Annotated in this window: 22 protein-coding genes; 4 read left to right on the top strand and 18 right to left on the bottom strand. The window is 73.2% G+C overall.

The window, feature by feature from the left end; translation table 11 throughout:
- Window positions 1-23 precede the first annotated feature (23 nt).
- The 12 genes from QP089_RS37050 to ctaE all read right to left on the bottom strand — a co-directional run bounded on the left by QP089_RS37050 (window position 24) and on the right by ctaE (window position 13,868).
- Window positions 24-659, bottom strand: coding sequence for a DUF4142 domain-containing protein (locus QP089_RS37050; RefSeq protein ID WP_285918328.1), 636 nt, complete (start codon window positions 657-659; stop codon window positions 24-26).
- A gap of 148 nt (window positions 660-807) precedes the next feature.
- Window positions 808-2,322 (bottom strand): NADH-quinone oxidoreductase subunit NuoF family protein, encoded by a 1,515-nt coding sequence (locus tag QP089_RS37045; protein ID WP_285918327.1) that lies wholly within the window; start codon window positions 2,320-2,322, stop codon window positions 808-810.
- On the bottom strand, window positions 2,319-3,371 hold the full coding sequence (locus QP089_RS37040; RefSeq protein ID WP_285918325.1) for a hypothetical protein: 1,053 nt from the start codon (window positions 3,369-3,371) through the stop codon (window positions 2,319-2,321). The genes QP089_RS37045 and QP089_RS37040 overlap by 4 nt, the downstream gene beginning before the upstream one ends.
- A complete protein-coding gene (locus QP089_RS37035) occupies window positions 3,352-4,998 on the bottom strand; it encodes a hypothetical protein (RefSeq protein ID WP_285918324.1) in 1,647 nt (548 codons plus the stop codon). The genes QP089_RS37040 and QP089_RS37035 overlap by 20 nt, the downstream gene beginning before the upstream one ends.
- Before the next feature lie 321 nt (window positions 4,999-5,319).
- Entirely contained in the window at window positions 5,320-6,405 is a 1,086-nt protein-coding gene (locus tag QP089_RS37030) for a penicillin-binding transpeptidase domain-containing protein (protein WP_285918322.1), read from the bottom strand.
- A complete protein-coding gene (locus QP089_RS37025; protein WP_285918321.1) occupies window positions 6,306-6,683 on the bottom strand; it encodes a hypothetical protein in 378 nt (125 codons plus the stop codon). Before QP089_RS37025 ends, QP089_RS37030 begins: the two co-directional genes overlap by 100 nt.
- A gap of 608 nt (window positions 6,684-7,291) precedes the next feature.
- Window positions 7,292-8,104 carry a hypothetical protein gene (locus QP089_RS37020; protein WP_285918320.1) on the bottom strand — a complete coding sequence of 271 codons (813 nt, stop codon included), beginning with the start codon at window positions 8,102-8,104 and terminating at the stop codon, window positions 7,292-7,294.
- A 139-nt stretch (window positions 8,105-8,243) separates the two neighbouring features.
- Window positions 8,244-9,371, bottom strand: coding sequence for a glycosyltransferase family 4 protein (locus QP089_RS37015; RefSeq protein ID WP_285918318.1), 1,128 nt, complete (start codon window positions 9,369-9,371; stop codon window positions 8,244-8,246).
- A 130-nt stretch (window positions 9,372-9,501) separates the two neighbouring features.
- Window positions 9,502-11,151: a cytochrome bc1 complex cytochrome b subunit gene (qcrB, locus tag QP089_RS37010; protein ID WP_285918317.1), complete on the bottom strand. Its 1,650-nt coding sequence runs from the start codon at window positions 11,149-11,151 to the stop codon at window positions 9,502-9,504.
- Complete coding sequence (gene qcrA, locus QP089_RS37005) at window positions 11,148-12,263, bottom strand: cytochrome bc1 complex Rieske iron-sulfur subunit (protein WP_285918315.1); 1,116 nt, start codon at window positions 12,261-12,263, stop codon at window positions 11,148-11,150. Before qcrA ends, qcrB begins: the two co-directional genes overlap by 4 nt.
- Window positions 12,260-13,171, bottom strand: a complete 912-nt coding sequence (gene qcrC, locus QP089_RS37000; protein WP_285918313.1) for a cytochrome bc1 complex diheme cytochrome c subunit — start codon at window positions 13,169-13,171, stop codon at window positions 12,260-12,262. The genes qcrA and qcrC overlap by 4 nt, the downstream gene beginning before the upstream one ends.
- Window positions 13,172-13,211: 40 nt before the next feature.
- Window positions 13,212-13,868 carry an aa3-type cytochrome oxidase subunit III gene (ctaE, locus tag QP089_RS36995; protein WP_344282703.1) on the bottom strand — a complete coding sequence of 219 codons (657 nt, stop codon included), beginning with the start codon at window positions 13,866-13,868 and terminating at the stop codon, window positions 13,212-13,214.
- A gap of 170 nt (window positions 13,869-14,038) precedes the next feature.
- On the opposite strand from ctaE, the gene QP089_RS36990 reads away from it, so the two are divergent.
- Both QP089_RS36990 and trpD read left to right on the top strand, forming a co-directional pair.
- A complete protein-coding gene (locus QP089_RS36990; RefSeq protein ID WP_285918309.1) occupies window positions 14,039-14,461 on the top strand; it encodes a hypothetical protein in 423 nt (140 codons plus the stop codon).
- A gap of 119 nt (window positions 14,462-14,580) precedes the next feature.
- Window positions 14,581-15,627 carry an anthranilate phosphoribosyltransferase gene (trpD, locus tag QP089_RS36985; RefSeq protein WP_285918307.1) on the top strand — a complete coding sequence of 349 codons (1,047 nt, stop codon included), beginning with the start codon at window positions 14,581-14,583 and terminating at the stop codon, window positions 15,625-15,627.
- Between the two features lie 6 nt (window positions 15,628-15,633).
- Here trpD and QP089_RS36980 read toward each other — a convergent pair whose 3' ends face one another.
- The 4 genes from QP089_RS36980 to QP089_RS36965 are packed head-to-tail and all read right to left on the bottom strand — an operon-like array spanning window position 15,634 to window position 19,652.
- Window positions 15,634-16,443: an ABC transporter permease gene (locus tag QP089_RS36980; protein ID WP_285918305.1), complete on the bottom strand. Its 810-nt coding sequence runs from the start codon at window positions 16,441-16,443 to the stop codon at window positions 15,634-15,636.
- Window positions 16,443-17,384, bottom strand: a complete 942-nt coding sequence (locus QP089_RS36975) for an ABC transporter permease (RefSeq protein WP_285918303.1) — start codon at window positions 17,382-17,384, stop codon at window positions 16,443-16,445. Before QP089_RS36975 ends, QP089_RS36980 begins: the two co-directional genes overlap by 1 nt.
- Window positions 17,363-18,571, bottom strand: coding sequence for an ABC transporter substrate-binding protein (locus tag QP089_RS36970; RefSeq protein ID WP_285918301.1), 1,209 nt, complete (start codon window positions 18,569-18,571; stop codon window positions 17,363-17,365). The genes QP089_RS36975 and QP089_RS36970 overlap by 22 nt, the downstream gene beginning before the upstream one ends.
- 13 nt (window positions 18,572-18,584) lie before the next feature.
- On the bottom strand, window positions 18,585-19,652 hold the full coding sequence (locus tag QP089_RS36965) for an ABC transporter ATP-binding protein (RefSeq protein ID WP_285918299.1): 1,068 nt from the start codon (window positions 19,650-19,652) through the stop codon (window positions 18,585-18,587).
- Window positions 19,653-19,732: 80 nt separating this feature from the next.
- Between QP089_RS36965 and QP089_RS36960 the strand changes: the two genes are divergently transcribed.
- Both QP089_RS36960 and QP089_RS36955 read left to right on the top strand, forming a co-directional pair.
- Entirely contained in the window at window positions 19,733-20,458 is a 726-nt protein-coding gene (locus QP089_RS36960; RefSeq protein WP_285918298.1) for a FadR/GntR family transcriptional regulator, read from the top strand.
- Between the two features lie 15 nt (window positions 20,459-20,473).
- Window positions 20,474-21,166: a cache domain-containing protein gene (locus tag QP089_RS36955; RefSeq protein WP_285918296.1), complete on the top strand. Its 693-nt coding sequence runs from the start codon at window positions 20,474-20,476 to the stop codon at window positions 21,164-21,166.
- A 42-nt stretch (window positions 21,167-21,208) separates the two neighbouring features.
- Here the strand turns inward: QP089_RS36955 and QP089_RS36950 are convergent, their stop codons facing one another.
- Window positions 21,209-21,496, bottom strand: coding sequence for an Lrp/AsnC family transcriptional regulator (locus QP089_RS36950; protein WP_285918294.1), 288 nt, complete (start codon window positions 21,494-21,496; stop codon window positions 21,209-21,211).
- A 47-nt stretch (window positions 21,497-21,543) separates the two neighbouring features.
- On the bottom strand, window positions 21,544-22,293 hold the full coding sequence (locus QP089_RS36945) for a rhomboid family intramembrane serine protease (RefSeq protein WP_285918292.1): 750 nt from the start codon (window positions 22,291-22,293) through the stop codon (window positions 21,544-21,546).
- Window positions 22,294-22,314 lie beyond the last annotated feature (21 nt).

The following is a 22,314-nucleotide window of genomic DNA, read 5'->3' as shown; positions in this document are numbered from 1 at the left end:
TTGAGCGGGGGTTGGGATACCCGTCAGTGCAGCGCGGATTTGGTGACCAGGCCGGTGCTCTCCAGCAGCTGCATGTGGTGCAGGACGAATCTCATGCCCCGTTCCGCATAGGCCCGGACGAGCGAGTTCTCGCTTTGCACGCGGGCCTTGGCGGCGAACGGGAGCACCTGGCCGTGCGCGGAGCGCATCCGGAACACGTAGTCGGTGTCGAACGATTTCCCGTCGAGCCCGGCCAGCTCCCGGAGATAGCTCCGCTGGGTGCCGTTCGGAATGGCCGGCAGGGACACGCCGAGCTGCTGGGCGGTCGCCCGGGTGTCGGCGTCCAGCTGCATGTGCTCCTGGTTGATGATCTTGCCGATCTCGCGCACCCGGGGGCTGGCGCCGCGCCGGACGGCCATCTGGCTGGCCGGCATCTCCCAGAGCCCCGCCTGCCGGACTTTGACCAGCAGGAGCCGGTCCTGGGCGCTCAGCGGTCCCCATTGCGACGGGACGGTGGCACCCTTGTCGACGCCGTTCGCCGGGGCGACCCGCGGGTTGAGGAGGATCGCGAGGGCGGCGGCGACGACGGCCGCGACGGCCAGCAGCAGCAGTCCCCGGCCCCGCCGGAGCCCGAACCGCGGGAGCCGGTGCAGTTCCGCGGCACCGTACGAATTCCTCACCGAAATCCCTTCCTCCTTCCGGGAGCGCACCGGATAACACGGCCGGCACGGTTTCGCCGGGGAATACGCACCACGCCCGGCGGGGGGTTCACCGCTGTTCGGACTTTTTCACTTCCCGGCCCGTCCGTAATGGCCGGACGGGCCGCCGTCAGGGGCGCCGCACGGGGTTCCCCGGGACTCCACCGACGACCCGCAGCGCCAATGCCGGGCACATCGCGACCGCTTTCTGCACGTCCCGTTCCATCCAGGACGGAATGTCGCTGCCGAGCACCACCGGAAAGCCGTACCGGTCCAGCTGGATCAGCTCCGGGACGAGGTAGGCGCACAGCCCGTGGCCGTCGCAGCGGCTCCAGTCGATCGCCACCCGGCCCTCCCGCCCGGTCGGGACGGGCAGCGGCAGCACCCCGAACGTCGACAGCCCGCAGGTGCCGCCGTAGCGGTGCGCGTCGATGTCGGCGGTGAACGCCTCGACCGCCGACAGCACGAACCTCGCGGTCCCGTCCGGATGCGTGCAGGCGCCGCGGCCGCGCCCGATCGCGGCGGCGCGGCGCACGTCCTCCACCGTCCCGCCGCCCTCGCTGAGCGCGTTGAGGGCGCGGACGACGTCGGGCAGCCCGAGCCGGCACGGGCCGCACTGCCCGGCCGACTGCGCGGCGAGGTAGGAGGCGATCCGGGTGACCTCGCCGAGCGGGCAGGTCCCCTGGCCGAGCGGCAGGACGATCCCGGCGCCGATCGTCCCGCCGGCGGCGCGCATCCCGGCCCGCGACAGCACGGCCCGCGACGCCGCGGCGGGGCCGAGCCACATCCCGTGGTACCCGCCGACAAGCACGCCGGGGCCCGGCGGCACGTCGCAGTGCTTCAGGACGTCCCGCAGCGGCGTGCCGAGCGGCGCCTCGACGACCGTGGTGCCGCCGACGGTGAGCAGCGTGGTGCCCGGCTCCTCGTCGGTCCCGGCCGAGGCGTACAGGTCGGGGCCGAGCGAGACCAGCACCGCCAGCTGCGCGAACGTCTCGGTGTTGGACAGCAGCGTCGGGTACCCGTCGACCCCGGACTCGGCGGCGCGCACCTTGACGCCCGGCGGGATCGGCGTCTCGCCGTTGATGGCGCGGACCACCGCGCCGCTCTCCCCGGAGATGAACCGCTCGGTCAGCCGGACGACGCGGGCGGGCATCCGCCGTTCCCCGATCGCGGCGCGCACCGACCGGGCCGCCTCGTCGCTCTCCACGGCGAGGACGATCCGCTGGGTGCCAAGGGCGGTGGCGACGATCTGCGCGCCGTCCAGGACCAGGTGCGGGGCGCGGCCGAGCAGCACCTTGTCCTTGGCGCTGCCCGGCTCGCCCTCGGCCCCGTTGACGACCACGACGACGTCCTCGCTGGAGCCGCGGTCGCTGCCCTTCTCGCCCGGCAGCAGCAGCGTCTGGTCCGCGCTCGGGTGGTTCACCCGGGACGCGACGGCCGCCAGCTTGCGGGCGAACGGGAACCCGGCGCCGCCGCGGCCCCGCAGGTCGACCTGCTCGGCCATGCGGATCAGGTCGTCCAGGTTGGGGACGCGCAGCCGGCCGTGCACGGCGAGGTGCCGGTCGAGGTCGAGCCGGTCGAAGCGGTCGAAGCCGAGGGTGAGCCGGGGACCGCCGATGTTGGAGACCGTGGCCACCGGGTTCATCGGATGACCTCGGTGTCCCAGCCGCCGCCCTCGCCCGGCAGCGGGACGCCGCGCGGATCGGTCGTGGTGGCCCGGGAGTCGCGCCCGGCCCGCATCCCGCCGACCCGCAGGTCGTCCGCACCCCGTGCTCCGTCCGCACCGCGCAGCCCGTCGGCACCGCGCAGCCCGTCTGCTCTCCGCAACCCGTCCGCATCGCGCAGCCCGTTCACGTCGCGCGGGTCGTCGTAGGCGCGCGGATCGTCGTAATCGCGCAGGTCGTCATAGAACCGCAGGTCGTCGTAGTCGCGCGGATCCTCGCCGCCGCGTCCGCCCACCGGACGCCGCTCGCGCTCGGGGAAGCGGCCGCGCGCGCGGCGCGCCACCGCGGCGGCCGCCGCCCGCTCGCCGGCGCCGAAGCCGTCGCCGGCCCGCTCGACCTCGCGCGGCTTGATCACCACGATCAGCCGGGTCGTCAGCGCGATCAGCACCCCGACGACGCTTATCACGTAGCTGAGCACCACCCAGTTCGCCGCGAGCCGCCCGGCGGTGAGGCCGTGCAGGATCGCGATCGGCCAGGAGATGTAGGCGACGGCGTGCATCGACCGCCACACCCACGGGCGGGCGCGCGAGACGAACCGGATCCGCAGGATCCCGGTGATCACGATCAGCACCATCAGCTCGAACGCCACCGTGCCGAGGCCGACCGCGTCCGGCGTCGGCACCACGATCTGCGCGGGGGTCGCGAGGCCGCCCAGCACCTTCACCGCGACGTGCGCGACGACCATCACCGACGCGACGACCGCGCAGGCGCGGTGCGCGCCCTGCGCCAGCACCCGGTGCCGGATCTTCAGGATCAGCCGCTCGGTGGCGAGCAGCCCGGTCATCACCGCGCCGGTCAGCGCGAGCAGCGTGAAGACGCCCGCGTAGAAGGAGAGGAAGTACTGCGCCTGCGCCGCCGCGACGGCGCCCGGCGGGGTCGCGGCCCCGGCCAGCACCAGCACCGCGCCCGCGACCACGGCCCGCAGCGCCCACGCGGGCACGACGGGATCGTCACTGTTGCGTGTTCGCACCGCTCGGACTCCTGTTCTGGGTAGCGGCCGGCGACGGGTCGCCGGCCGGTCCTGCGCCGCCCGGCTCGTCGCCGGGAGGCGGCGATGAGGGCGATGACGGCGGGGTGTCCGCCGCGGGGACCGCGCCGAGGTTGGCGAGCAGGCCCCCGGGGAGCACTTGCAGGGCGCCGCGCTCGGCGTAGCCGAGCAGCGGCTTCGCGCGCTCGCTGAACGTCCAGCCGCCGATGACGGCGCCGTCCAGCGGCACGGACCCGGCGCCGCGGCGCAGGTCGAAGCGGACCTCGGCGCGGGCGGCGGGCGCGCCGCCGCAGGCGCCGGCGGTGCCGGTCCGGCCGAGCGGGTCGCCGCGCCCGACCACGCTGCCCTCGCGCAGCCGGGTCGCCGCGCTCACCCGGTCGTAGGTCGTGGCGACGCCGCCGGCGTGCACCACCATCAGCAGCGCGGACCCGGACCCGTCACCGCAGAACCGGTAGAGCCGGCCCGCGCCGGAGGCCAGGACGCGCCCGTCGCCGCCCGCGAACGCCAGCGCCGACAGCGGCCGCTGCGCCGAGCCGGGGGCGGCGGTCAGCATCGTCCAGGACGTGCCGGTCTTCCACGGCAGCATCAGCGCCGTGCCGCCGCGGGTGCCGTTGACCGCGGTGGCGGCCTGCTCCGCGGACAGCGCGCCGTAGCGGCGCAGCACGCGCGCCTCCGCCGCCGACATCACGGTCGCCGGCATCGCGCCGAGCAGGGTGCCGAACGCGGTGCCGCCCGACAGCCCGACCCGCCAGGAGCGGCCCGTCCAGCGGGCCGCGAAGAAGGCGATCTCAGGGTCGGCGTCGCTGCTCGCGGGCACCGGGATCGCGGTGGTGCCGAACACCCACGTCCCGTCGTCGCTGGTGCGGGACGCCGCGACGACCGGCGGCCGCGTCGGCGCGGCGCCGTAGGCCTGCCGGGCGGCGGCGCCCCGCTCGGCGAGGGTCGCCTTGCGGACCTGCGCGGTCAGCGCCCGCGTGTCCGGACGCGCCGGGGCCGCCGGCGCGTCCGAGGCCCCGGGCCGCTGCCGAGGGTGCCGCGCCGCGCCGGGCGAGGCGGTGGCGTGCCCCTTGGGGTGGCGCGCCCCCTTGCCCGCGGCGGCCGACTCGGTGGTGCCGATCGGGCGGCCGTCCAGCAGCGTCCGCTCGGCGATGCCCAGCAGCGACAGGCCGACGACGGCCGACAGGATGATCGCGCCGACGCCCACCCGGTCGGTGGGCATACGCGCCCCGCGCGGCCGCGCCCGCGGGCCCGGCCGGGGGTGGGTCGGGGGACGCCGGCCGGACGTCCGGCCGGGATCGCGGCGCCGGGGGCCGGGGGGCGGTTCCAGCCGGGACGCCGCCCGCGGCGCCGGACGCTCCGTCCGCCGCCGGCCCGATCGGCCCTTCTCGCGCCGCCGCACGTCGCGGCGCGTCGGTTCGCGCCGGCGCCGCCGGCCCCGCTCGTCCCAGCCGGGCTGCTCCGACCACCAGGACCCCTCGGGCCACCGCGGCTCCTGCGACCAGCGGCCGCGCCGGGGCCCGGTTCCGGGCGGGGGATGCTCGGGTGCCCGCGCCCACGGTGCAGCATGCGTGTTGGTCCGGGACGCATGCCCGTCGTCACGTCGCGCCATGCCCTCTCCTGTGGAGGAGGCGGAGCGCAGGCGAACGCCGGGTCGGCTCGGTGCCGTCCTGGCGCCGAGGCCCGGCGAAGGTTCCGTTGAGACATCGGTGACGCGGTGTGTGCGGAGCCCGCTCGCTCCCACCCCGCGTCTCGACGGGATTCTCGCGAATCCCGTCGATCAACCACGGAGCATACGCCCCATTGGCCGCTCAGATGAGAGTTGGTGACAAAAATCCGTTCGAGCCGCGGTTCCGGCCGTTTCCGCTCATCGTTGGAGTACGCATGAGGACCGCCGCGCGTTCGACCGTTCCGGTGGTTTCTCGGGCGACTGTCAGCGGAGGAACTTCGCGGCCAGCGGCGCGGCCACCCGCGGGCCCGAGCCGCCGGCCTGGACGAACGCCGAGAACGCCAGGTCACCGCGGTACCCGATGAACCAGGCGTGCGACGACCCGTCGTTCTGGTACTCGGCCGTCCCCGTCTTGCCGGCGGTGCCGTCCGGCAGCCCGGCGCCCGCCGCGGTGCCGCCGGTCACCACCGCCCGCATCATCGAGCGCAGCGCGGCCGCCCCGGGGATCGGGCGCGGGTCCGGCACGGCGCCGCCGCCCTCGCGGACCAGCTTGGGCGCGAGCAGCCGCGGCGCCCGCCACGACCCGTCCGCGACCGCCGCCGCGACGCTCGCCATCAGCAGCGGCGTCGCCTGGACGCGGCCCTGCCCGATCGCCGCCTCCGCCAGCTCCGCGCCGCTGCCCGGGTCCGGGAAGCTTCCCTCCGCCATCGGCACCCCGGGCGAGAACCTCGTCCCGAACCCGAACCTGCGTGCGCTGGCCGCGAGCCTGCCCGCGCCCGCGCCCTCGACGCCGAGGCGGGCGAAGGTGGTGTTGCAGGACGCGGCGAACGCGCCGCTCAGCGTGGTGCGGCCCAGCTCGTGGCCCTCGTCGTTGCGGATCGTCCGCTGCGCGGTGACGACGGACGCCGGGCAGTCGGCGGGCGTGCCGGGCCCGGACCCGTCCGCGACCAGCGCGCCCACCGTGACCACCTTGAACGTGGAGCCGGGCGGATAGGGGCCGGTGAACGCGCCGAGGCCGCCGAGGCCGTCCGCGACCGCCAGGACCTCGCCGGTGGACGGCCGGACCGCCACGATCGAGGCGGCTCCGGGGGCGGCGGCGAGGGCATTCTCGGCGTCCGCCTGGAGGTGCCGGTCCAGGGTCGTGCGGATCTTCTTGCCCGGCTTGCCGTCCAGCACCTTCACCCGCTGCGGCGGGCCGCCGTCGTCGCGCAGCTCGATGACCCACCTGACCTCGTCATAGCCCTCCGGCGTCAGCCCGTCGACGAGTTCCGCCAGGTAGGGCGCGAGGATCCCGGTGTCGGGCAGCGCCTTGCCGTCGCGTGCGACGAGCGTGACCGCGGGCAGCCGCACCTGGTTGAGCGCCCACTCGCCCCGGAGCGCACCACCGGACGCGGCTCGACGTCGACCGAGGTGACCGCCAGCGTGCGCGACAGCGCCCGGTACCGGTCGGCGAAGTCGCCGGGCGGGTCCGCGACCAGGTCGCGCATCCCGTCCAGGGAGCCCTTCCGCCAGGCCGCGAAGAAGCCGGCGGCGACCTTCTCCGGCTTCCCCGGGCCGCGCCCGCCGCGCAGCTGCCAGGCCGCGACGAGCCCCCCGCCCAGCGCCACCGCCACCAGAACCGCCAGCACGCCGACACCCCGCGACCGCATATGCGCGCCCTTCCTCCCGCCCGCCCCGGAATGGTGATCATCTCAACGCCCGGCACATATGCATATGAAGCCGAACGCCCGTTTTGAGGCCGGACCTGGCCGAGAAATTAGCGATGAGTAATCCGCCCCTTAAGTCCGCTTTAACGGGGGTGCCGGGGGCGCGGCCGGGGCCTAGCGTCGGGGGCGTCGGCGACCGTGGACGCGCAGCGGCAGGAGGTGTCCCGCGATGACGGAGAGCTTTCACCCGGAACGACCCCTCCGGGCACGCACGGACCCGCCCGCCCGGCGGACGGCCGCCGGCCCGGGGCCGTGCCCCGGGCCTCCCGTCCACGCGGCACCGGTCCGGCCGCCGCAGGCCGGCCCTTCGCGGCGCGCCCGTCTCCAGGTCCTCCCCCACCGGGCGCAGGACCGGCAGGCGCCGGACCGCTCCCGCCCCACCTCGGCAGGGGCGGGCGCGTGGAACTGGTCTCCGGGAGCCCGGCACGGCCCCCTCTGCCCGCCGGTCCCGCGGCACGGACGCCCCGCCTACGGCGCGGGGGCGGGGTCCCGTCCCGGGGCCGGCGTCCTATCCGGCCCCGGCCGGGCGCCTAGCGGGTCCAGGGCAGGCGGACGCCCTCCAGCTCCGGATCGTCCAGGAGCGCCTGGACGAGCGCGGCCGGGCCGACGACCTTCGTACCCCACAGGTCCCAGTCGCAGTACACGACCCAGGAGCGGTCCTCGGCCCACAGGTTGGACGGGCAGCTCGCCATCGCCGGATGGTCGTACAGCCGGGCCGCGTCGCCGAGCCGTCCCGCCAGCACGGTCTCGTCGTCCCAGTCGGCGGTGACCAGCGGGCAGTAGTACGCCAGGCAGCGGGTCGCGGCGCCGCCCGGGCTGTGCCGCAGCAGCACCCCGACCAGCCGGTACCAGCTCTCCCGGTCCAGGCAGCCCTCCGCGGGCGGGCGGATGGCCGCCGACCAGCTCCCCGCCGGATGTCCCTGGCGCAGGCAGCGGTTGCCGGGCAGCTCCCCCTCCGGGACGGCGGGCTCGCCGAAGCCGCGTGCCAGCTCCCGCCAGCGCAGCCGCCGCCAGCCCGCGCCGGGGTCGCCGCTGCGGCCGAGCTCGGTGCCGGTGACGATCGCGCCCTCCAGCAGGTCGCCCACGTCGCCGGACGGGTCCGCCGCCGGGTCGGGCGGCGGCTCGACCAGCCCCGCGCCGAGCATCGACTGGTGGACGTCGTCGTGCGTCGTGGTGACCAGGCCCTCCTCCCAGGAGTACATCGCGTGCAGGAGCCACGCGGAGTCCGGATTGCGGGGCGGCTCGAAACCCGAGTAGCAGTGGTCGGGGTCCAGGTCGTGCAGCCACCGCGCGGTCTCCCCGGGAACCCGGGCCCACGCGTCCTCGATGTCCGCGTTCTCCATATCCGGCATCCTGTCACCCGGGAGGCGGGCCGCGATACGCGCCCGCCGACTGCTTTCCGCCGCGCCCGCGGGCCACGCCCCCGTGGCCGCCGCGCCACATCGGGCGGCGGCGCGGTTCAGGGGCCCAGCAGGGCGAGGTTCAGGGGCCCAGCAGGGCGTCCAGGCGCGCGGCCTGGACGTCCCAGCGCCACTCCTGCTCCACCCACGCCCGGCCCGCCCGGCCCATCGCGCGGGCCCGCTCCGGGTCGGCGAGCAGCCCGGCGACCGCGTCCGCGACGCACCGCACCGACCGGCCCGGCACCACGACGCCGGTCTCACCGTCCAGGACGGCGTCCGGCGCACCGCCGGAGTCACCCGCGACGACCGGCAGGCCGGTCGCCGACGCCTCCAGGTAGACGATTCCGAGGCCCTCGACGTCCAGTCCGCGGCGGCGCGTCCGGCAGGGCATCGCGAACACGTCCCCCGCGTCGTAGTGCGCGGGCAGCTCCGCCCACGGGACGCTCCCCGTGAACACCACCGAACCGGTCACCCCCTCGGACGCCGCGAGCCGCTCCAGCTCCCCCCGGGAGGGGCCGCCGCCGACGAGCAGCAGCGCCGCGTCCGGGACCTCCGCCAGGACGCGCGGCCACGCCCGGATCAGCGCGTCCTGCCCCTTGCGCGGCACCAGCCGCGACACGCACACCGCCACCGGACGGTCCGCCAGCCCGTGCCGCTCCCTGATCTCCGCGCCGCCCGCGCCCGCGCGGAACAGCGTCTCGTCCACGCCGGGGGCGAGCCGCGCCATCCGCGCCGCCGCGTCCGGGGACAGCGCCCGCGCCATCCGGGACCGGGTGTACTCCCCCAGGTAGGTGAGCGCGTCGACGCCGTCGCCGATGCGGCCGAGCAGCGACCGCGCGACCGGCAGCGCCGCCCAGCCCGCCTCGTGCCCGTGCGTGATCCCGACGATCCGCCGGGCCCCGCGCCGCCGCAGCGCCGGGGCGAGCAGCCCGAGCGGGGCCGCCGCCCCGAACACCACCGAGTCGCAGCGCTCGACCCGCAGCAGGGCCGACGCGCGGCGCAGCACGCCCGGCTCGGGCAGCATCAGCGAGCCGGGGTGCCGGACGACCGGGAACGGCTGCTGCGCGTCGAACGCCGCGGCCCCCTTCCACGCCGGTGCGTACACCACCACCGAACCGGGCGGGCGCCGGACCGCGAGGCCGTGCACGAACGCCTGGATGCCGCCGGGACGGGGCGGGAAGTCGTTGGTCACCACCAGGGTCTTGGTCATCGCCCAGCAAGGATACGGAGGCCCCCACGGCCGCGAGCAGCCGGAACACCGCCCAGAGGGGCCCGCCACCGGAACGTGAAGGAGCCCGGCACCGCCGTGCGGTGCCGGGCCCCTCGGAACGGGCTCGCGATCAGTGGGTGATCTCGTGCGACTGCTTGCCGCCCTCGATCTCCGCGTGCTCGCCGTGCTCCGCGTGCTCGTGCTCCTCGACGGGGATGTCGTCGAAGGTCCACGCGCGGTTCAGCCGCGACCGCAGGTGCCCGAGCGGGCCCTTGGCGGCCGGGATGCCGTTGGCGTCGCGCGCCGGCGGCTCCGGACGGCTGTTCTCCTTGGACAGCAGGACGGCCTTCTGCTCCTCGCGCGCCGGCTCGTGCCGCTCCGAGAACCGGCCGTCCGGCGACATCAGGATGACGCCGCTCTCGACGCCGTGCCCGACGATGTCGGCGTCCTTGCGCTGCAGGCCCAGGCAGATCCGCTTGGTGATGACGAACGCCAGGATCGGCCCGACGAAGAACGTCACCCGGAAGAACCAGGTCGTGGAGTACAGCGAGATGTCGAACTTGTCGGCCAGCACGTCGTTGCCGCCGGCCAGCCACAGCAGGCCGTAGAAGGCGACCGCGGCCACGCCGGTGGCGGTGCGGACCGGTGCGTTGCGCGGCCGCGTGTTGACGTGGTGGTGCCGCTTGTCGCCGGTCACCCACTGCTCGATGAACGGCCAGGCCATCGCGCCGCCGAACACGATGCCGAGCGGCACCAGCGCCGGTATCAGCACGTTGAAGCTGACCGTGTGGCCCCAGGCGCTGACCTCCCAGTTCGGCATGATGCGCAGCGCCCCCTCGAGGACGCCCATGTACCAGTCCGGCTGGGAGCCCGCCGAGATGGCGCCGGGATCGTAGGGCCCGAACAACCAGATCGGGTTGATCTGCGCGAACGCGCCGAGCAGCGCGATGACGCCGAAGGTGAACAGGAAGTAGGCGCCCGTCTTGGCCATGAAGACCGGGTAGAACGGGTAGCCGTACACCTGGCGCTCGGTCTGGTTCTTCACCGGCATCGCGGTGTGCTTCTGCACCCACATGATCATCATGTGCGCGGTGACCAGCCCCAGCAGCAGCCCGGGGATCAGCAGGATGTGCAGCATGTACAGCCGCGGCACGATGTCCTGGCCGGGGAACTCCCCGCCGAACAGGAACATGTAGCCGTAGGTGCCCACCAGCGGGATCGCCTCGAGCACGCCCTGGGTGATGCGCAGGCCCGTGCCGGACAGCAGGTCGTCCGGCAGCGAGTACCCGAACAGGCCCTCCAGCATGCCGAGGATGAACATGTTGATGCCGATGAGGTAGTTCAGCTCGCGCGGCTTGCGGTAGGCGCCGGTGAAGAACACCCGCAGCATGTGCGCCAGGATCGACGCCATGAACAGCAGCGCCGCCCAGTGGTGGATCTGCCGCATGAGCAGACCGCCGCGCACGTCGAAGCTGATCTTCAGGGTGGAGGCGTACGCCTCCGACATCTGCACGCCCCTGAGGTGCGTGTACGAGCCGTTGTAGATGACCTCGTTCATGCTGGGCTTGAACCAGAGCGTCAGGAACGTCCCGGTCAGCAGCAGGATGACGAACGAGTACAGGGCGATCTCGCCCAGCATGAACGACCAGTGGTCCGGAAAGACCTTCTTCATGTTCCGCTTGAAGAAGGTGGTGGAGCCGAGCCGGTCGTCGATGAAGTTCAGCGGCCCCTCGACCGCCTTCGGAGCCGTCGCCCCGGGTGTGGCTGTCGCCTCGCTCATCCGCGCTCCCAGAAGCTCGGGCCGATCGGCTCGTGGTAGTCGCTCGTCGCGACGATGTAGCCGTCCTCGACCGCCAGCGGCAGCTGCGGCAGCGGACGGGCCGCCGGGCCGAACACGACCTTGGCCGCGTCGGTCGCGTCGAACGTCGACTGGTGGCACGGGCACAGGATGTGGTGGGTGGTCTGCTCGTACAGCGCGGCCGGGCAGCCGACGTGCGTGCAGACCTTCGAGTACGCCACGATCCCGTTGACGTGCCAGTTCTCGCGTCCCTTGGCGGGCTTGAACTGGTTCTCGGGGACGTTGATGAGGATCGTCACGGCCTTCGCGTTCTGCGTCAGCACCTGGTCCTCGGGCACCTCCTCCTCGATGCCCTCGGGCAGGACGGTGATCATCCCGCCGGGCGAGGAGAAGTCGCTGACCCGCAGCGGCTTGTTGGTGCCGTCCACCACGAGGCGGACGCCCTTCTTGCCCTGCGCCTGCGCCTTCTTGACCGCCTCGCCCCAGTAGGTGTGCCGCAGCTTCTTCTCCGGCAGCGGGCCGAGGTCGCGCAGCAGCACCAGCGGCGCGAGGCCGAGCGGCGCGGCGGCCAGCAGCAGCGTGCGGCGCAGCAGCGGCCGCTTGGTCAGGCCGCTGTCGGAGGCGCCCTCGAGGAAGTCCTTGGTGAAGGCCTCCCGGGTCTCCTCGTCGGCCTGCAGGTTGTGCCGCTCCTGGACGATCGGCTTGCTGGTCATGAGCCGGCGCACCCAGATGGTGACGCCCGCGGCCAGCGCCAGGAAGGACAGCGCCATCAGGCCGCCGAGCCAGAAGTTGGACTCCCGGGCCCGGGTCACGCCGTGCATGCCGCCGTCGCGGCCGCTCCAGCCGATGTAGTAGGCGATGAACCCCACGCTGGCGAGGAACGCCAGCACGAAGAACGTCGCGACGACGCGCTCGGCGCGCCTGGCCGACGCCTCGTCCAGCTCCTCCCCGACGCCCGCGGGCGCCGAGATGTCGTCCTGGGCGAGCAGGGTCCTGTCCCTCGCCGGTGACGGCGTGCCGATCACGCGCCCGCGCGGGCCGCCGCCCTCGCGCGGCTCCTGCGAGCCCGCGGTGTCCTTGGTGTCGTCGCTCATGACTTCTTCAGCTTCTTCGGCTTCTTCGCGGTGATCCACATGGCCGCCATCACCAGCAGACCGAGGCCGACCAGCCAGCCGACCAGGCCCTCCGACACCGGGCCGATGCGGCCGAGGCCGTTACCGCCGGGGTTGGGCTGCTCGCGGGTCTGCACCAGGTAGGAGATGATCGCCTGCTTGTCCTGCGGGGTGAGCGTGGTGTCGTTGAACACCGGCATCGCCTGCGGGCCGGTCAGCATGGCCTCGTACATCTGGGTGGGCGTGACGTCGCTGTTGGACAGCGGCGGGGCGTACTTGCCGCCGGTCAGCGCGCCGCCCTGGCCGGTGAAGTTGTGGCACTGCGCGCAGTTGGTGCGGAACAGCTTGCCGCCGAGCGCCACGTCGCCCTTGCTCGGGTCGGTCTCCGACGCGGACGGGACGGCCGGGCCGCCGCCCAGCGAGGCGATGTAGGCCCGCAGGTCGGCGAGGTTCTTCTCGGCCTGCGCCTTCTGCTGCTCGGCCGCCCTGCGCTTGGCCGGGTCCTCGTAGTCGGTCTTGATCTCGGTGTTGAAGGCGGGGACCGGCTCCTTGCGCGGGAACTGCGCACCAGGGCTCATCGCGGGCATCCGGCCCGTGCTGACCTGGAAGTCGACGCTCGCCGCCCCCACCCCGAGCAGGCTCGGTGCGATCGCTTTGCCCTTGGCGTCCTTGGTGCCCTCGGCGTTCAGCCCGTGGCAGCTGGCGCAGTTCTTGTCGAACAGCTGCTGGCCGTTCTTCAGGTCCTGCGCCGCCTGGGCCGTGCTCTCCGCCTCGGCGCGTCCAGTCTGCGGCGAGAAGCCGGCGTAGATGACGCCGATCGCCGCCAGGGCCGCCAGCACGACGGCGTAGCCCGCCCAGGGGCGCCGTCGCCATGCGGTGATCCTTCTCACGGAAATCCCCGTTCGGGTCATGTCTGGGTTGGTCGGCTGGTCAGTGGTCGAGCAGGTAGACGACCGAGAACAGGCCGATCCACACCACGTCGACGAAGTGCCAGTAATAGGACACGACGATCGCGCTCGTCGCCTGCTCGTGCGTCCATCGCTTCGCGGCGAACGTCCGCCCGAGGACGAACAGGAACGCGACCAGGCCGCCGCAGACGTGCAGCCCGTGGAAACCGGTGGCCAGGTAGAAGACCGAGCCGTAGGCCGACGAGGAGAGCGTGAGGCCGTCCTTGGTGACCAGGCTGTAGTACTCGTAGGCCTGGCCGGCGACGAAGTACAGCCCCATCAGGAAGGACAGGACGTACCATTCGCGCAGGCCCCAGCGGCGGAAGTTCAGCAGGCCGCCGTCGCGGCCGACCTTGCCGGCCTCGGCCTTGAACACGCCCCACTGGCAGGTCACCGACGACAGCACCAGCACGGTCGTGTTGGCCGTCGACAGCGGCAGGTTGAGCGGTGCGCCCGGCCAGGCGTCGTGCCCGGACTGGCCGATCGTCACAGAGCGGATCGTGAAGAACATCGCGAACAGCGCCGCGAAGAACATCAGCTCGGACGACAGCCAAACGATCGTCCCCACGCTGACCAGATTGGGACGGTTCGCCCGTGCGTGAGGTGTTGTCTCTATCGCGGATGCTGTCACGGGCAGCATTATTGCGCCCCTATCCGGTGACTGACGCATGACCCCCCTCCTTGGGTTCCCGAGCGTGTCACCGCGCGCGCGTCCGGCCTTGCCGATCTCCGCTCGCACCTGGCCTTCGGGGCCCCGAATCAGGGCCTGGATCTCGTGCGCGCGGGGCCGAACCGGTAGCCTTCGGTGTCATGAGCACCGCCCCGGAGAGCCCGATGAAGGTTCTCGTGTACAGCGACGACGCGAACACCCGCGCACAGATCCGGATGGCGATCGGGCGCCGGCCCGCCGCCGACCTCCCGCAGGTGGAGTTCGTCGAGTGCGCGACCCAGCCCGCCGTGGTGGCACGGCTCGACGAGGGCGGCATCGACGTCCTCGTCGTGGACGGCGAGGCGCAGCCCGCGGGCGGTCTCGGCGTGTGCCGGCAGGCCAAGGACGAGGTGTACGACTGCCCGCCGGTGCTGGCGATCATCGGGCGGCGCGACGACGGCTGGCTGGCGACCTGGTCGCGCGCCGACGCCGTGGTGAGCCTGCCGCTGGACCCGATGGCCCTGGCCAGGGAGCTCGCCGGCCTCATGCGCTGGCGCATGGAGAACCGCCTTCCGGCCCTGTAACACGATTCGCCGGGGAGGCTCTGTTCGTTTCGGCGCCGGGGCGCCGCCCCGGTCCGTCACCCCGGCCGGGACGGGACGAGCCCGGCGCTCCCCGGGTCCCGCCGCACCCTGGGGAGAAGATGGACGCCCGCACGAACTGGCCCGCACTGATCAACGCGCTGCTCGACGGCGACTCGCTGACCAGCGAGGAGACGGCGTGGGCGATGAACCGGATCATGGCCGGCGACGCCACCGACGTGCAGATCGCCGGCTTCGCGGTCGCGATGCGCGCCAAGGGCGAGACCGTCGCCGAGGTCTCCGGCCTCGCCGACGGCATGATGGACAACGCCACCCCGGTGACGGTGCCGGGCCGCATCGCCGACCTGGTCGGCACCGGCGGCGACCGCGCCCACACGGTGAACGTCTCCACGATGGCCGCGGTGGTGGCGGCGGCGGCCGGGGTGCGGGTCGTCAAGCACGGCAACCGGGCCGCCTCGTCGTCCTGCGGCGCCGCCGACCTGCTGGAGCACCTCGGCGTCGCCATCGACCTCGGCCCGGACGAGGTCGCGCGGGTCGCCGCGGAGACCGGCATCACCTTCTGCTTCGCGCCGCGGTTCCACCCGGCGCTGCGGCACGCCTCGCGCACCCGCAGCGAGCTCGGCACGCCCACGGTGTTCAACTTCCTCGGCCCGCTGACGAACCCCGCACGTCCGGCGGCGCAGGCGGTCGGGGTGTTCCATCCGCGGATGGCGGGCGTCATCGCGGGCGTGTTCGCCGCACGGGGCTGCTCGTCGCTGGTGTTCCGCGGCGACGACGGCCTGGACGAGCTGACCACCACGGGCACCTCGACGGTGTGGGTGGTGCGCGACGGCACCGCGACGCAGACGACCTTCGACCCGTCCGACCTCGGCATCCCGCCGGCCCGGCCGGAGGACCTGCGCGGCGCCGACGCGGCGTTCAACGCGCGGGTGGCGCGGGAGACCTTCGCCGGCCGCGAGGGCGCCGTCCGCGACATGGTCCTGCTGAACGCCGCCGCCCTCATCACCGCCTACGAGGGCGCCCCGCCGGCCGACGAGCTCACCCCCACCCTGGCGGCCGCCCGCGACCGCGCCGCCGAGGCCGTCGACTCCGGCGCCGCCGCCACCCTCCTCGACCGCTGGATCGAGGTCTCCCAAGCCCAGCGCTAGCCATGGTCAGGCGACGCTGCGGGCGCCGCTGGAGAGGCGCTGGGCGATGTAGATCGGGATGATCGACAGGATGATCAGCGAGGCGGCCAGGACGTTGACGACCGGGGCCTGGTTGGGGCGGAAGAGGTTGTCGAAGATCCAGATCGGCAGGGTCTGCGAGCCGGGACCGGCGGTGAACGTGGTCACGATGATCTCGTCGAAGGACAGCGCGAACGACAGCAGCCCGCCCGCCAGCAGCGCCGAGCGCAGGTTGGGGAGCGTGACGTACCAGAACGTCTGGAAGGTGTCGGCGCCGAGGTCGGCGGACGCCTCCTCCAGGCTGGTGCCGGTGCGGCGCAGCCGGGCCAGCACGTTGTTGTAGATGGTGACGACGCAGAACGTGGCGTGGCCGACGATGACGGTGAACAGGCCGAGGCCGATGCCGAGCGGCTCCAGCACGACCTGGAAGGCGTTGCTGAGCGCGATGCCGGTGACGATGCCGGGCAGCGCGATCGGCAGCACCACGACCAGCGAGACCGTCTCGCGGCCGAAGAACCGGTAGCGGGCGACGGCGAACGCGGCCATGGTGCCGAGGACCATGGCGGCGGCGGTGGCGCCGACGCCGGCCTTCACGCTCGTCCAGACGGCGCGGCGGGCGCCCTCGTTGTCGAGGGCGTGCGCCCACCAGCGTCCGGTGAAATCGGTCGGCGGCCAGCCGAACGCCTTGTCGGCGTTGACGGAGTTGACCAGCACGACGAGCAGCGGCACGTAGACGACGGCGAGCCCGAGGATCATCACGGCGCGCAGGAGGGCCCGCGCGGCGGGCGAGAGGGTCATCACAGCTCCCTGAGGGCGCCGGTGCGGCGGGCCGCGGCGAGGTAGACCAGCATCACCACGACGGGGACCGTGGCGACGGCGGCGGCGAACGGCAGGTTGTTGGCGGCGCCGATGTTGTCGTAGACGACGTTGCCGAGCAGCTGGCTGCGGCCGCCGACGATCTTGACGGTGATGTAGTCGCCGAGCGACAGCGAGAACGTGAAGATCGACCCGGCGACGAGCGAGGGGAACACCATCGGCAGCATGACCGAGCGGAACGTCCGCCACGGGCGGGCGCCGAGGTCGCCGGAGGCGTCCAGCAGCGAGTCCGGCAGCCGCTCCAGTCCCGTGTAGACGGGCAGGATCATGTAGGGCAGCCACAGGTAGGCCAGCACGATGATCGTCGCGGTGAGGCCGAATCCGGGGCCGGACAGCCCGAACGGCTTGAGCACCTCGTCGATCAGCCCGCCCTGCGACAGCATCACCCGCCACGCGTACGCCTTGACGAGGTAGGCCGCCCACAGCGGCGCCAGGATCGCGATGACGAGGTACGGCCGGTACCGGGGCCTGGCGACCTTCGCCATGTACAGCGCCATCGGGAAGCCGATGGCGGTGTCGATGACGGTGACGGCCGCCGCGACGCCGAGGCTGCGCAGCGCGATCGTCCGGTAGACGGGCTCGTTCCACATGTCCTGGAAGTTGGCCAGGGTGAACTGCCGGACGACCTCGCCGGTGAAGGTGTCGGTGGACCAGAACGCGGTGAGGAAGATCGCGGCCAGCGCGCCGAGGTAGGCCACCACCAGCCAGGCCAACGGCGCCGACAGCAGCAGCGACAGCCGCAGCCACGGCCGGCGGTGCAGCAGCGCCGCCGCCCGGCGCCGGGGACCCGGCGCCGGGCGGGCGGCGGCCTCGCCGGCGGTGGACGCCGCCGGGGACGCGGTCATCCCTTGATCGCCGTCCATGCCTGCGTCCACTTGGAGTAGTCGACGCACTTGACGTCCTTGCGGCCGTCGAGGCACTGCGCGATCGGCGTCGTCCAAAAGCGGATCTTGGAGAAGTAGGTCTCGTCGGTGGCGTGGAAGGTGTCGCAGAACTTCTTGTCCGCGGTCTCCTGGCAGGCCTTGGCGTTGGCCGGGGCCTCACCGAACCACTCGGCGACCTGCGCGTTCGCCTTGGGCGAGACGATGTGGTTCATCCACTGGTAGGCGCAGTTCGGGTGCTTGGCCTTCGCGGCGACCATCCAGGTGTCCGACCAGCCGGTCGAGCCCTCCTTCGGCACGGTCGCCTCCACCGGCGCCTTCGCCGCCTCCACGTAGTTCGTGATGACCTGCCAGGTCGTGCCGAGCACCGTGTCGCCGCTCTTGAACGACTGGACCGCCTTGGTGTAGTCGGACCAGTACTCGCCGACGATGCCGCGCTGCTGCTTCAGCAGCGCGACCGCCGCGTCGAACTGCTTCTGGTCGAGCGCGTACGGGTCCTTGATGCCGAGTTCGGGACGGGCCGACATCAGGTACAGCGCGGCGTCGGCGATGTAGATCGGCGAGTCGTAGGCGGTGACCTTGCCCTTGTACGGGGAGTTGGGGTCGAACACCGCGCCCCACGAGTCGGGCGCCTGCTTCACCTTGTCGGTGCGCCACATCAGCAGGTTGGCGCCGCGGCCGTGCGGGATGCCGTAGGGCACGCCGTTCACCGAGTTCCACGGCTTGTTCTTCAGGCCCGCGAAGATGTCGGCGTAGTTCGGCACCAGCGCGGTGTTGACCGGGGCGACGGCGCCGGAGGCGATGAGCCGCAGCGACGCGTCGCCGGACGCCGACACCGCGTCGTACTGACCGGTCTTCATCAGCGCGACCATCTCGTCCGACGTCCCGGCGATCTTGGTGTTGACCTTGCAGCCGGTCTGCTTCTCGAACGGGTGGACCCAGTCGACGTTCTTGTCATTGGAGCCGTCCTCGGCGTACCCGGCCCAGGCGACCAGGTTGACCTGGCCCTCGCCCTTGCCGAGCGACTTCTGCATCGGGACCTTCGGCACCCGGAAGCCGCCCTGCCCGGAGCCGGTCGCCTTGTCTCCCGATTCGCCGCCGCAGCCGGCGGCGGTCAGTCCGATCGCCAGCGCCGCCGCGGCGGCGAGCGCCATGCGCGTGGACCACATGAGGAACTCCTCTTTAGTTGGGGGTTTTCGCGGGGGTTTCAGTGCTGGGGGCGGCGCCGGCCACCCGGAACTCGTGCGCCGCCTGCCAGCCGACGCGGACGCGGGCGCCGCGGTGGCGGGTCACCTCCATCGAGGACGCCGCGAGGTTCTGCTGGAGCGCCACGACCCGGTCGCCCGACTCCAGGTCCACCACGAACCTCGTGACCGCGCCCGCGTAGACGACCTCGGCGACGGTGCCCTCGGCGTGCCGGTCCCCCGGCGGCCCGGCCGGCTCCCCCGCCGGCGCCGTGCCGTCCTCGTCGCCGCCGCCGAGGATGCGGACGTGCAGCTTCTCCGGCCGCACGCAGACGTCCCCGATCCGGTTGGTCGTGCCGACGAAGCCGGCCACGAACTCGGTCGCCGGATGCTCGTACACCTCGGCGGGCGTGCCGACCTGCTGGACGCGGCCGCCGTCCAGGACCGCGACCCGGTCGCTGAGGGTCAGCGCCTCCTCCTGGTCGTGGGTGACGAACACGAACGTGATGCCGGCGCGCCGCTGGATCGTCTTCAGCTCGACCTGCATCTCCTCGCGCAGCTTCAGGTCGAGGGCGCCGAGCGGCTCGTCCAGCAGCAGGACCTTCGGCTCGTTGACCAGCGCGCGGGCCAGCGCGACCCGCTGCCGCTGCCCGCCCGACAGCTCGGCGGGGCGGCGCGCCTCGAACCCGTCGAGCCGGACGCTGTGCAGCGCCTCGAGCGCCCGCTTGCGGCGCTCGGCCTTCGCCACCTTGCGGACCTTCAGCCCGTACTCGACGTTGCGGAGCACGTCCAGGTGCGGGAAGAGCGCGTAGTCCTGGAAGACGGTGTTGACGTCGCGGTCGAACGGGGCGAGGCCCGTCACGTCGCGGCCGGCCAGCTCGACCGTCCCGGACGTGGGCCGCTCGAACCCGGCGATGAGCCGCAGCACCGTGGTCTTCCCCGACCCCGACGGGCCGAGCATCGAGAAGAACTCGCCGTCCCCGATGTCGAGGTCGACGCCCGCCACCGCCTCGACGGAGCCGAAGGTCTTGCGCAGATCGCGGATCCTCACCGCTGAAGCCGGCATGACCGAAAACATATGGAGTCATAGGTTTCAGTTCAAGTGACGATCCGGTATCACTGAGTCAGCGCGCGGAGAGGGGGCCCATGGACGGTGCGGACGGCGCGCGCCTCGTCGTGTTCGCCCCGGTCGACAACACCGCGCGGGTCGCCGCCGTCGTGCGGCGGATCGGCGACGCCATCGCGCTCGGCCTCCTCGACGACGGTGAGCAGCTGCCCAGCGAGACCGAACTCGCCGGACATCTCGGCATATCGACCGTCACTCTACGCGAAGCGCTCATGGCCTTGCGTCAGCAGGGCCTCATCGAGACCCGGCGCGGCCGGGGCGGCGGCAGCTTCGTGCGCGCCCCCGCCCGCCCCTTCGACCTCGACCGGCGGCTCCGCCCGCTGTCCGCCGAGGAGCTGCGCGACCTCGGCGACCACTACGCCGCCATCGCCGGCGCCGCCGCCCGGCTGGCCGCGCGCCGCTCGCTGCCCGGCGACGTCGACCGGCTGCGCCGCTCCCTCGCCGAGATGGCCGGCCCCGACGCCGGGCCGCGCACGTGCCGGCTGGACGGCCGGCTGCACCTGGAGATCGCCGCCGCGTCCCAGTCCGTCCGGCTGACCCGCGAGGAGATCCGGCTGCAGGCCGACATCGGGCCGCTCATCTGGGCCGTGCACGGCGAGCCGGACGCCCGCCGGACCGTGCACGCCCAGCACGTCCGGCTCGTCGACGCCATCGAGCAGGGCGATGAGGACCGGGCCCGCGATGTCGCTGAAAGTCACGTCGCGAATGCGGTAGAACGTCTGATTGACCGACGGCTCGCCCTCTGACCACGAGGTGGACTCATGCCCCCCGAGCCACCGTCCGCCGGCGCTGCGGCGGCGCGCGTGCACGCGACCCTGGACGGCGTCTTCGGCACGGTCGCCGAGGTGCGCGACGCCTCCGCGCGGCTGCTGCGGGCGGTGCGCGACGCCGGGCGCGCGCCGGTCCGCGCCGACCTCGCCGCGCTGCGCCCGCTGCTGCTCCCCCGCCTCGGCCCGCTGGTGTGCGGGCTCGGCTTCATCGCCGCGCCCCGCCTGCTCGCCGACGCCGCCTGGTACCTGGAGTGGTGGCAGGCCGGGCCCACCGGCCCGTCCCAGCTGCTGCGCGACCTGAACCCCGAGAGCAGCGCCCTGTACGACTACACCGCCTGGGACTGGTTCACCGGCCCGCAGGCGGGCGCGGAGAAGACCGTCTGCGGCCCCTACGTCGACTACCTGTGCAGCGACGAGTACGTCCTCACCCTGTCGGTCCCGGTCCGCGTCGGCGGCGAGTTCGCCGGCGTCGCCGCCGCCGACGTGTTCGCCCGCACCTTCGAGAACGAGATCGTCCCGGTGCTGCGCGAGATCCCCGCACCCGCGTTCGTGGTGAACGCCCCGGGCCGCGTCATGGCGTCCAACACCGCGACCTGGACCCCCGGCGCCGCCTACCGCGACCGCCCCGGCCACACCGCCCACCCCTGCGGCGACCTGTCCCTGAGCCTCATCACCGCCGCGTAATTCATTGCAGCGGAGGAACACCGTGGAGGCGGAGGGCGCCTCTTAGTCCGCGTCGGGGAGGCCGAGGGCGAAGGCGGCGTCGAGGTCGTGTTTGGAGTAGGTGCGGAAGGCGATGTGGGTCTCGGTGCCGACGACGCCGGGGACCTTGTTGACGCGGCCCGGGATCACGTCGTTGAGTTCCTCGTGGCGGCGGACGCGGACCATCACCATGAGGTCGTGCTCTCCGGTGACCGAGTAGACCTCGCTGACGCCGTCCAGCGCGGTGATCGTTTCGGCCACCTCGTGGATGCGCGCGACGTCGGCCTTGACGAACACGATCGCTGTGACCACAGGACCCCTCCCCTGAGTTCGGACGTCCCGACTCTATCGGGCGCCGATCAGGTGCGGCTGAGCGCGGCGATGCGGCGGGACTGCCCGGCGCGGCGGGCCAGCAGCGCGAACAGCACGCCGGCGCAGAAGCCGTAGATGTGCGCGGTGTAGGCGACGCTGCTCTCCTCGTCGCCGAGCGAGAGCCACTGCAGGATGAACCAGTAGCCGAGCACCACCCAGACGGGCAGCCGCAGCACGATGATCGGCGGGACGTAGCTGACGACGCGGCCGCGCGGGTTGAGGATGACGTAGGCGCCCATCACCCCGGCGATGGCGCCGGACGCGCCGATGAGCGGCACGGTGGAGCCGGGCGAGGTCCAGGCGAAGCCGTAGACGGCGACGAGCCCGAACGCCAGGTAGCTCAGCAGGAAGCGCCAGCGTCCGAGCCGGTCCTCCACGCCCATGCCGACGACGAACAGGAACACCAGGTTGCCGAGCAGGTGCATCGGACCCGAGTGCAGGAACATCGAGGTGAACGCCGAGGTCCAGGGGGCCTTGCGGTAGTCGGCGGGCCCGCAGTGGTTGGTGATCTCGGTGGGCGGCGGCTGCTGGTCGCCGGTGGTGAGCTCCTTGGGGACGGCGCCGTACTCGTAGGTGAACTCGGCGGCCTTGCAGTCGCGGACGGCGCCCTTGCCGTACCAGGTGGCGAAGTTGGACATCGGCGTCAGCAGGAACACCACGACGTTGACCGCGATCAGCAGGTACGTCATCCACGGGACGCGCCGGGCCGGCTGGCTGTCGTAGAGAGGCAGGGCCATGCGGGGTCGTCCGTCCTCTCC

Origin of the sequence: Actinomadura opuntiae (assembly GCF_030283205.1) — a bacterium.
Taxonomy (GTDB): Bacteria; Actinomycetota; Actinomycetes; order Streptosporangiales; family Streptosporangiaceae; genus Spirillospora.
The sequence above is the reverse complement of the archived record's forward strand: the minus strand, read 5'-3'. Positions and strand labels throughout refer to the sequence as shown.

Excerpts from the sequence above, each read along its gene's own strand:
- QP089_RS36980 (WP_285918305.1), bottom strand. The coding sequence starts at position 16,443 with ATGACCCTCTCGCCCGCCGCGCGGGCCCTCCTGCGCGCCGTGATGATC.
- QP089_RS36975 (WP_285918303.1), bottom strand. The coding sequence starts at position 17,384 with ATGGACGGCGATCAAGGGATGACCGCGTCCCCGGCGGCGTCCACCGCC.
- QP089_RS37035 (WP_285918324.1), bottom strand. The coding sequence starts at position 4,998 with ATGGCGCGACGTGACGACGGGCATGCGTCCCGGACCAACACGCATGCT.
- QP089_RS37020 (WP_285918320.1), bottom strand. The coding sequence starts at position 8,104 with ATGGAGAACGCGGACATCGAGGACGCGTGGGCCCGGGTTCCCGGGGAG.
- QP089_RS36970 (WP_285918301.1), bottom strand. The coding sequence starts at position 18,571 with ATGTGGTCCACGCGCATGGCGCTCGCCGCCGCGGCGGCGCTGGCGATC.
- qcrB (WP_285918317.1), bottom strand. The coding sequence starts at position 11,151 with ATGAGCGAGGCGACAGCCACACCCGGGGCGACGGCTCCGAAGGCGGTC.
- qcrA (WP_285918315.1), bottom strand. The coding sequence starts at position 12,263 with ATGAGCGACGACACCAAGGACACCGCGGGCTCGCAGGAGCCGCGCGAG.
- ctaE (WP_344282703.1), bottom strand. The coding sequence starts at position 13,868 with ATGCTGCCCGTGACAGCATCCGCGATAGAGACAACACCTCACGCACGG.
- QP089_RS37015 (WP_285918318.1), bottom strand. The coding sequence starts at position 9,371 with ATGACCAAGACCCTGGTGGTGACCAACGACTTCCCGCCCCGTCCCGGC.
- QP089_RS36945 (WP_285918292.1), bottom strand. The coding sequence starts at position 22,293 with ATGGCCCTGCCTCTCTACGACAGCCAGCCGGCCCGGCGCGTCCCGTGG.
- QP089_RS36955 (WP_285918296.1), top strand. The coding sequence starts at position 20,474 with ATGCCCCCCGAGCCACCGTCCGCCGGCGCTGCGGCGGCGCGCGTGCAC.
- QP089_RS37045 (WP_285918327.1), bottom strand. The coding sequence starts at position 2,322 with ATGAACCCGGTGGCCACGGTCTCCAACATCGGCGGTCCCCGGCTCACC.
- trpD (WP_285918307.1), top strand. The coding sequence starts at position 14,581 with ATGGACGCCCGCACGAACTGGCCCGCACTGATCAACGCGCTGCTCGAC.
- QP089_RS36990 (WP_285918309.1), top strand. The coding sequence starts at position 14,039 with ATGAGCACCGCCCCGGAGAGCCCGATGAAGGTTCTCGTGTACAGCGAC.
- QP089_RS36960 (WP_285918298.1), top strand. The coding sequence starts at position 19,733 with ATGGACGGTGCGGACGGCGCGCGCCTCGTCGTGTTCGCCCCGGTCGAC.
- QP089_RS36965 (WP_285918299.1), bottom strand. The coding sequence starts at position 19,652 with ATGCCGGCTTCAGCGGTGAGGATCCGCGATCTGCGCAAGACCTTCGGC.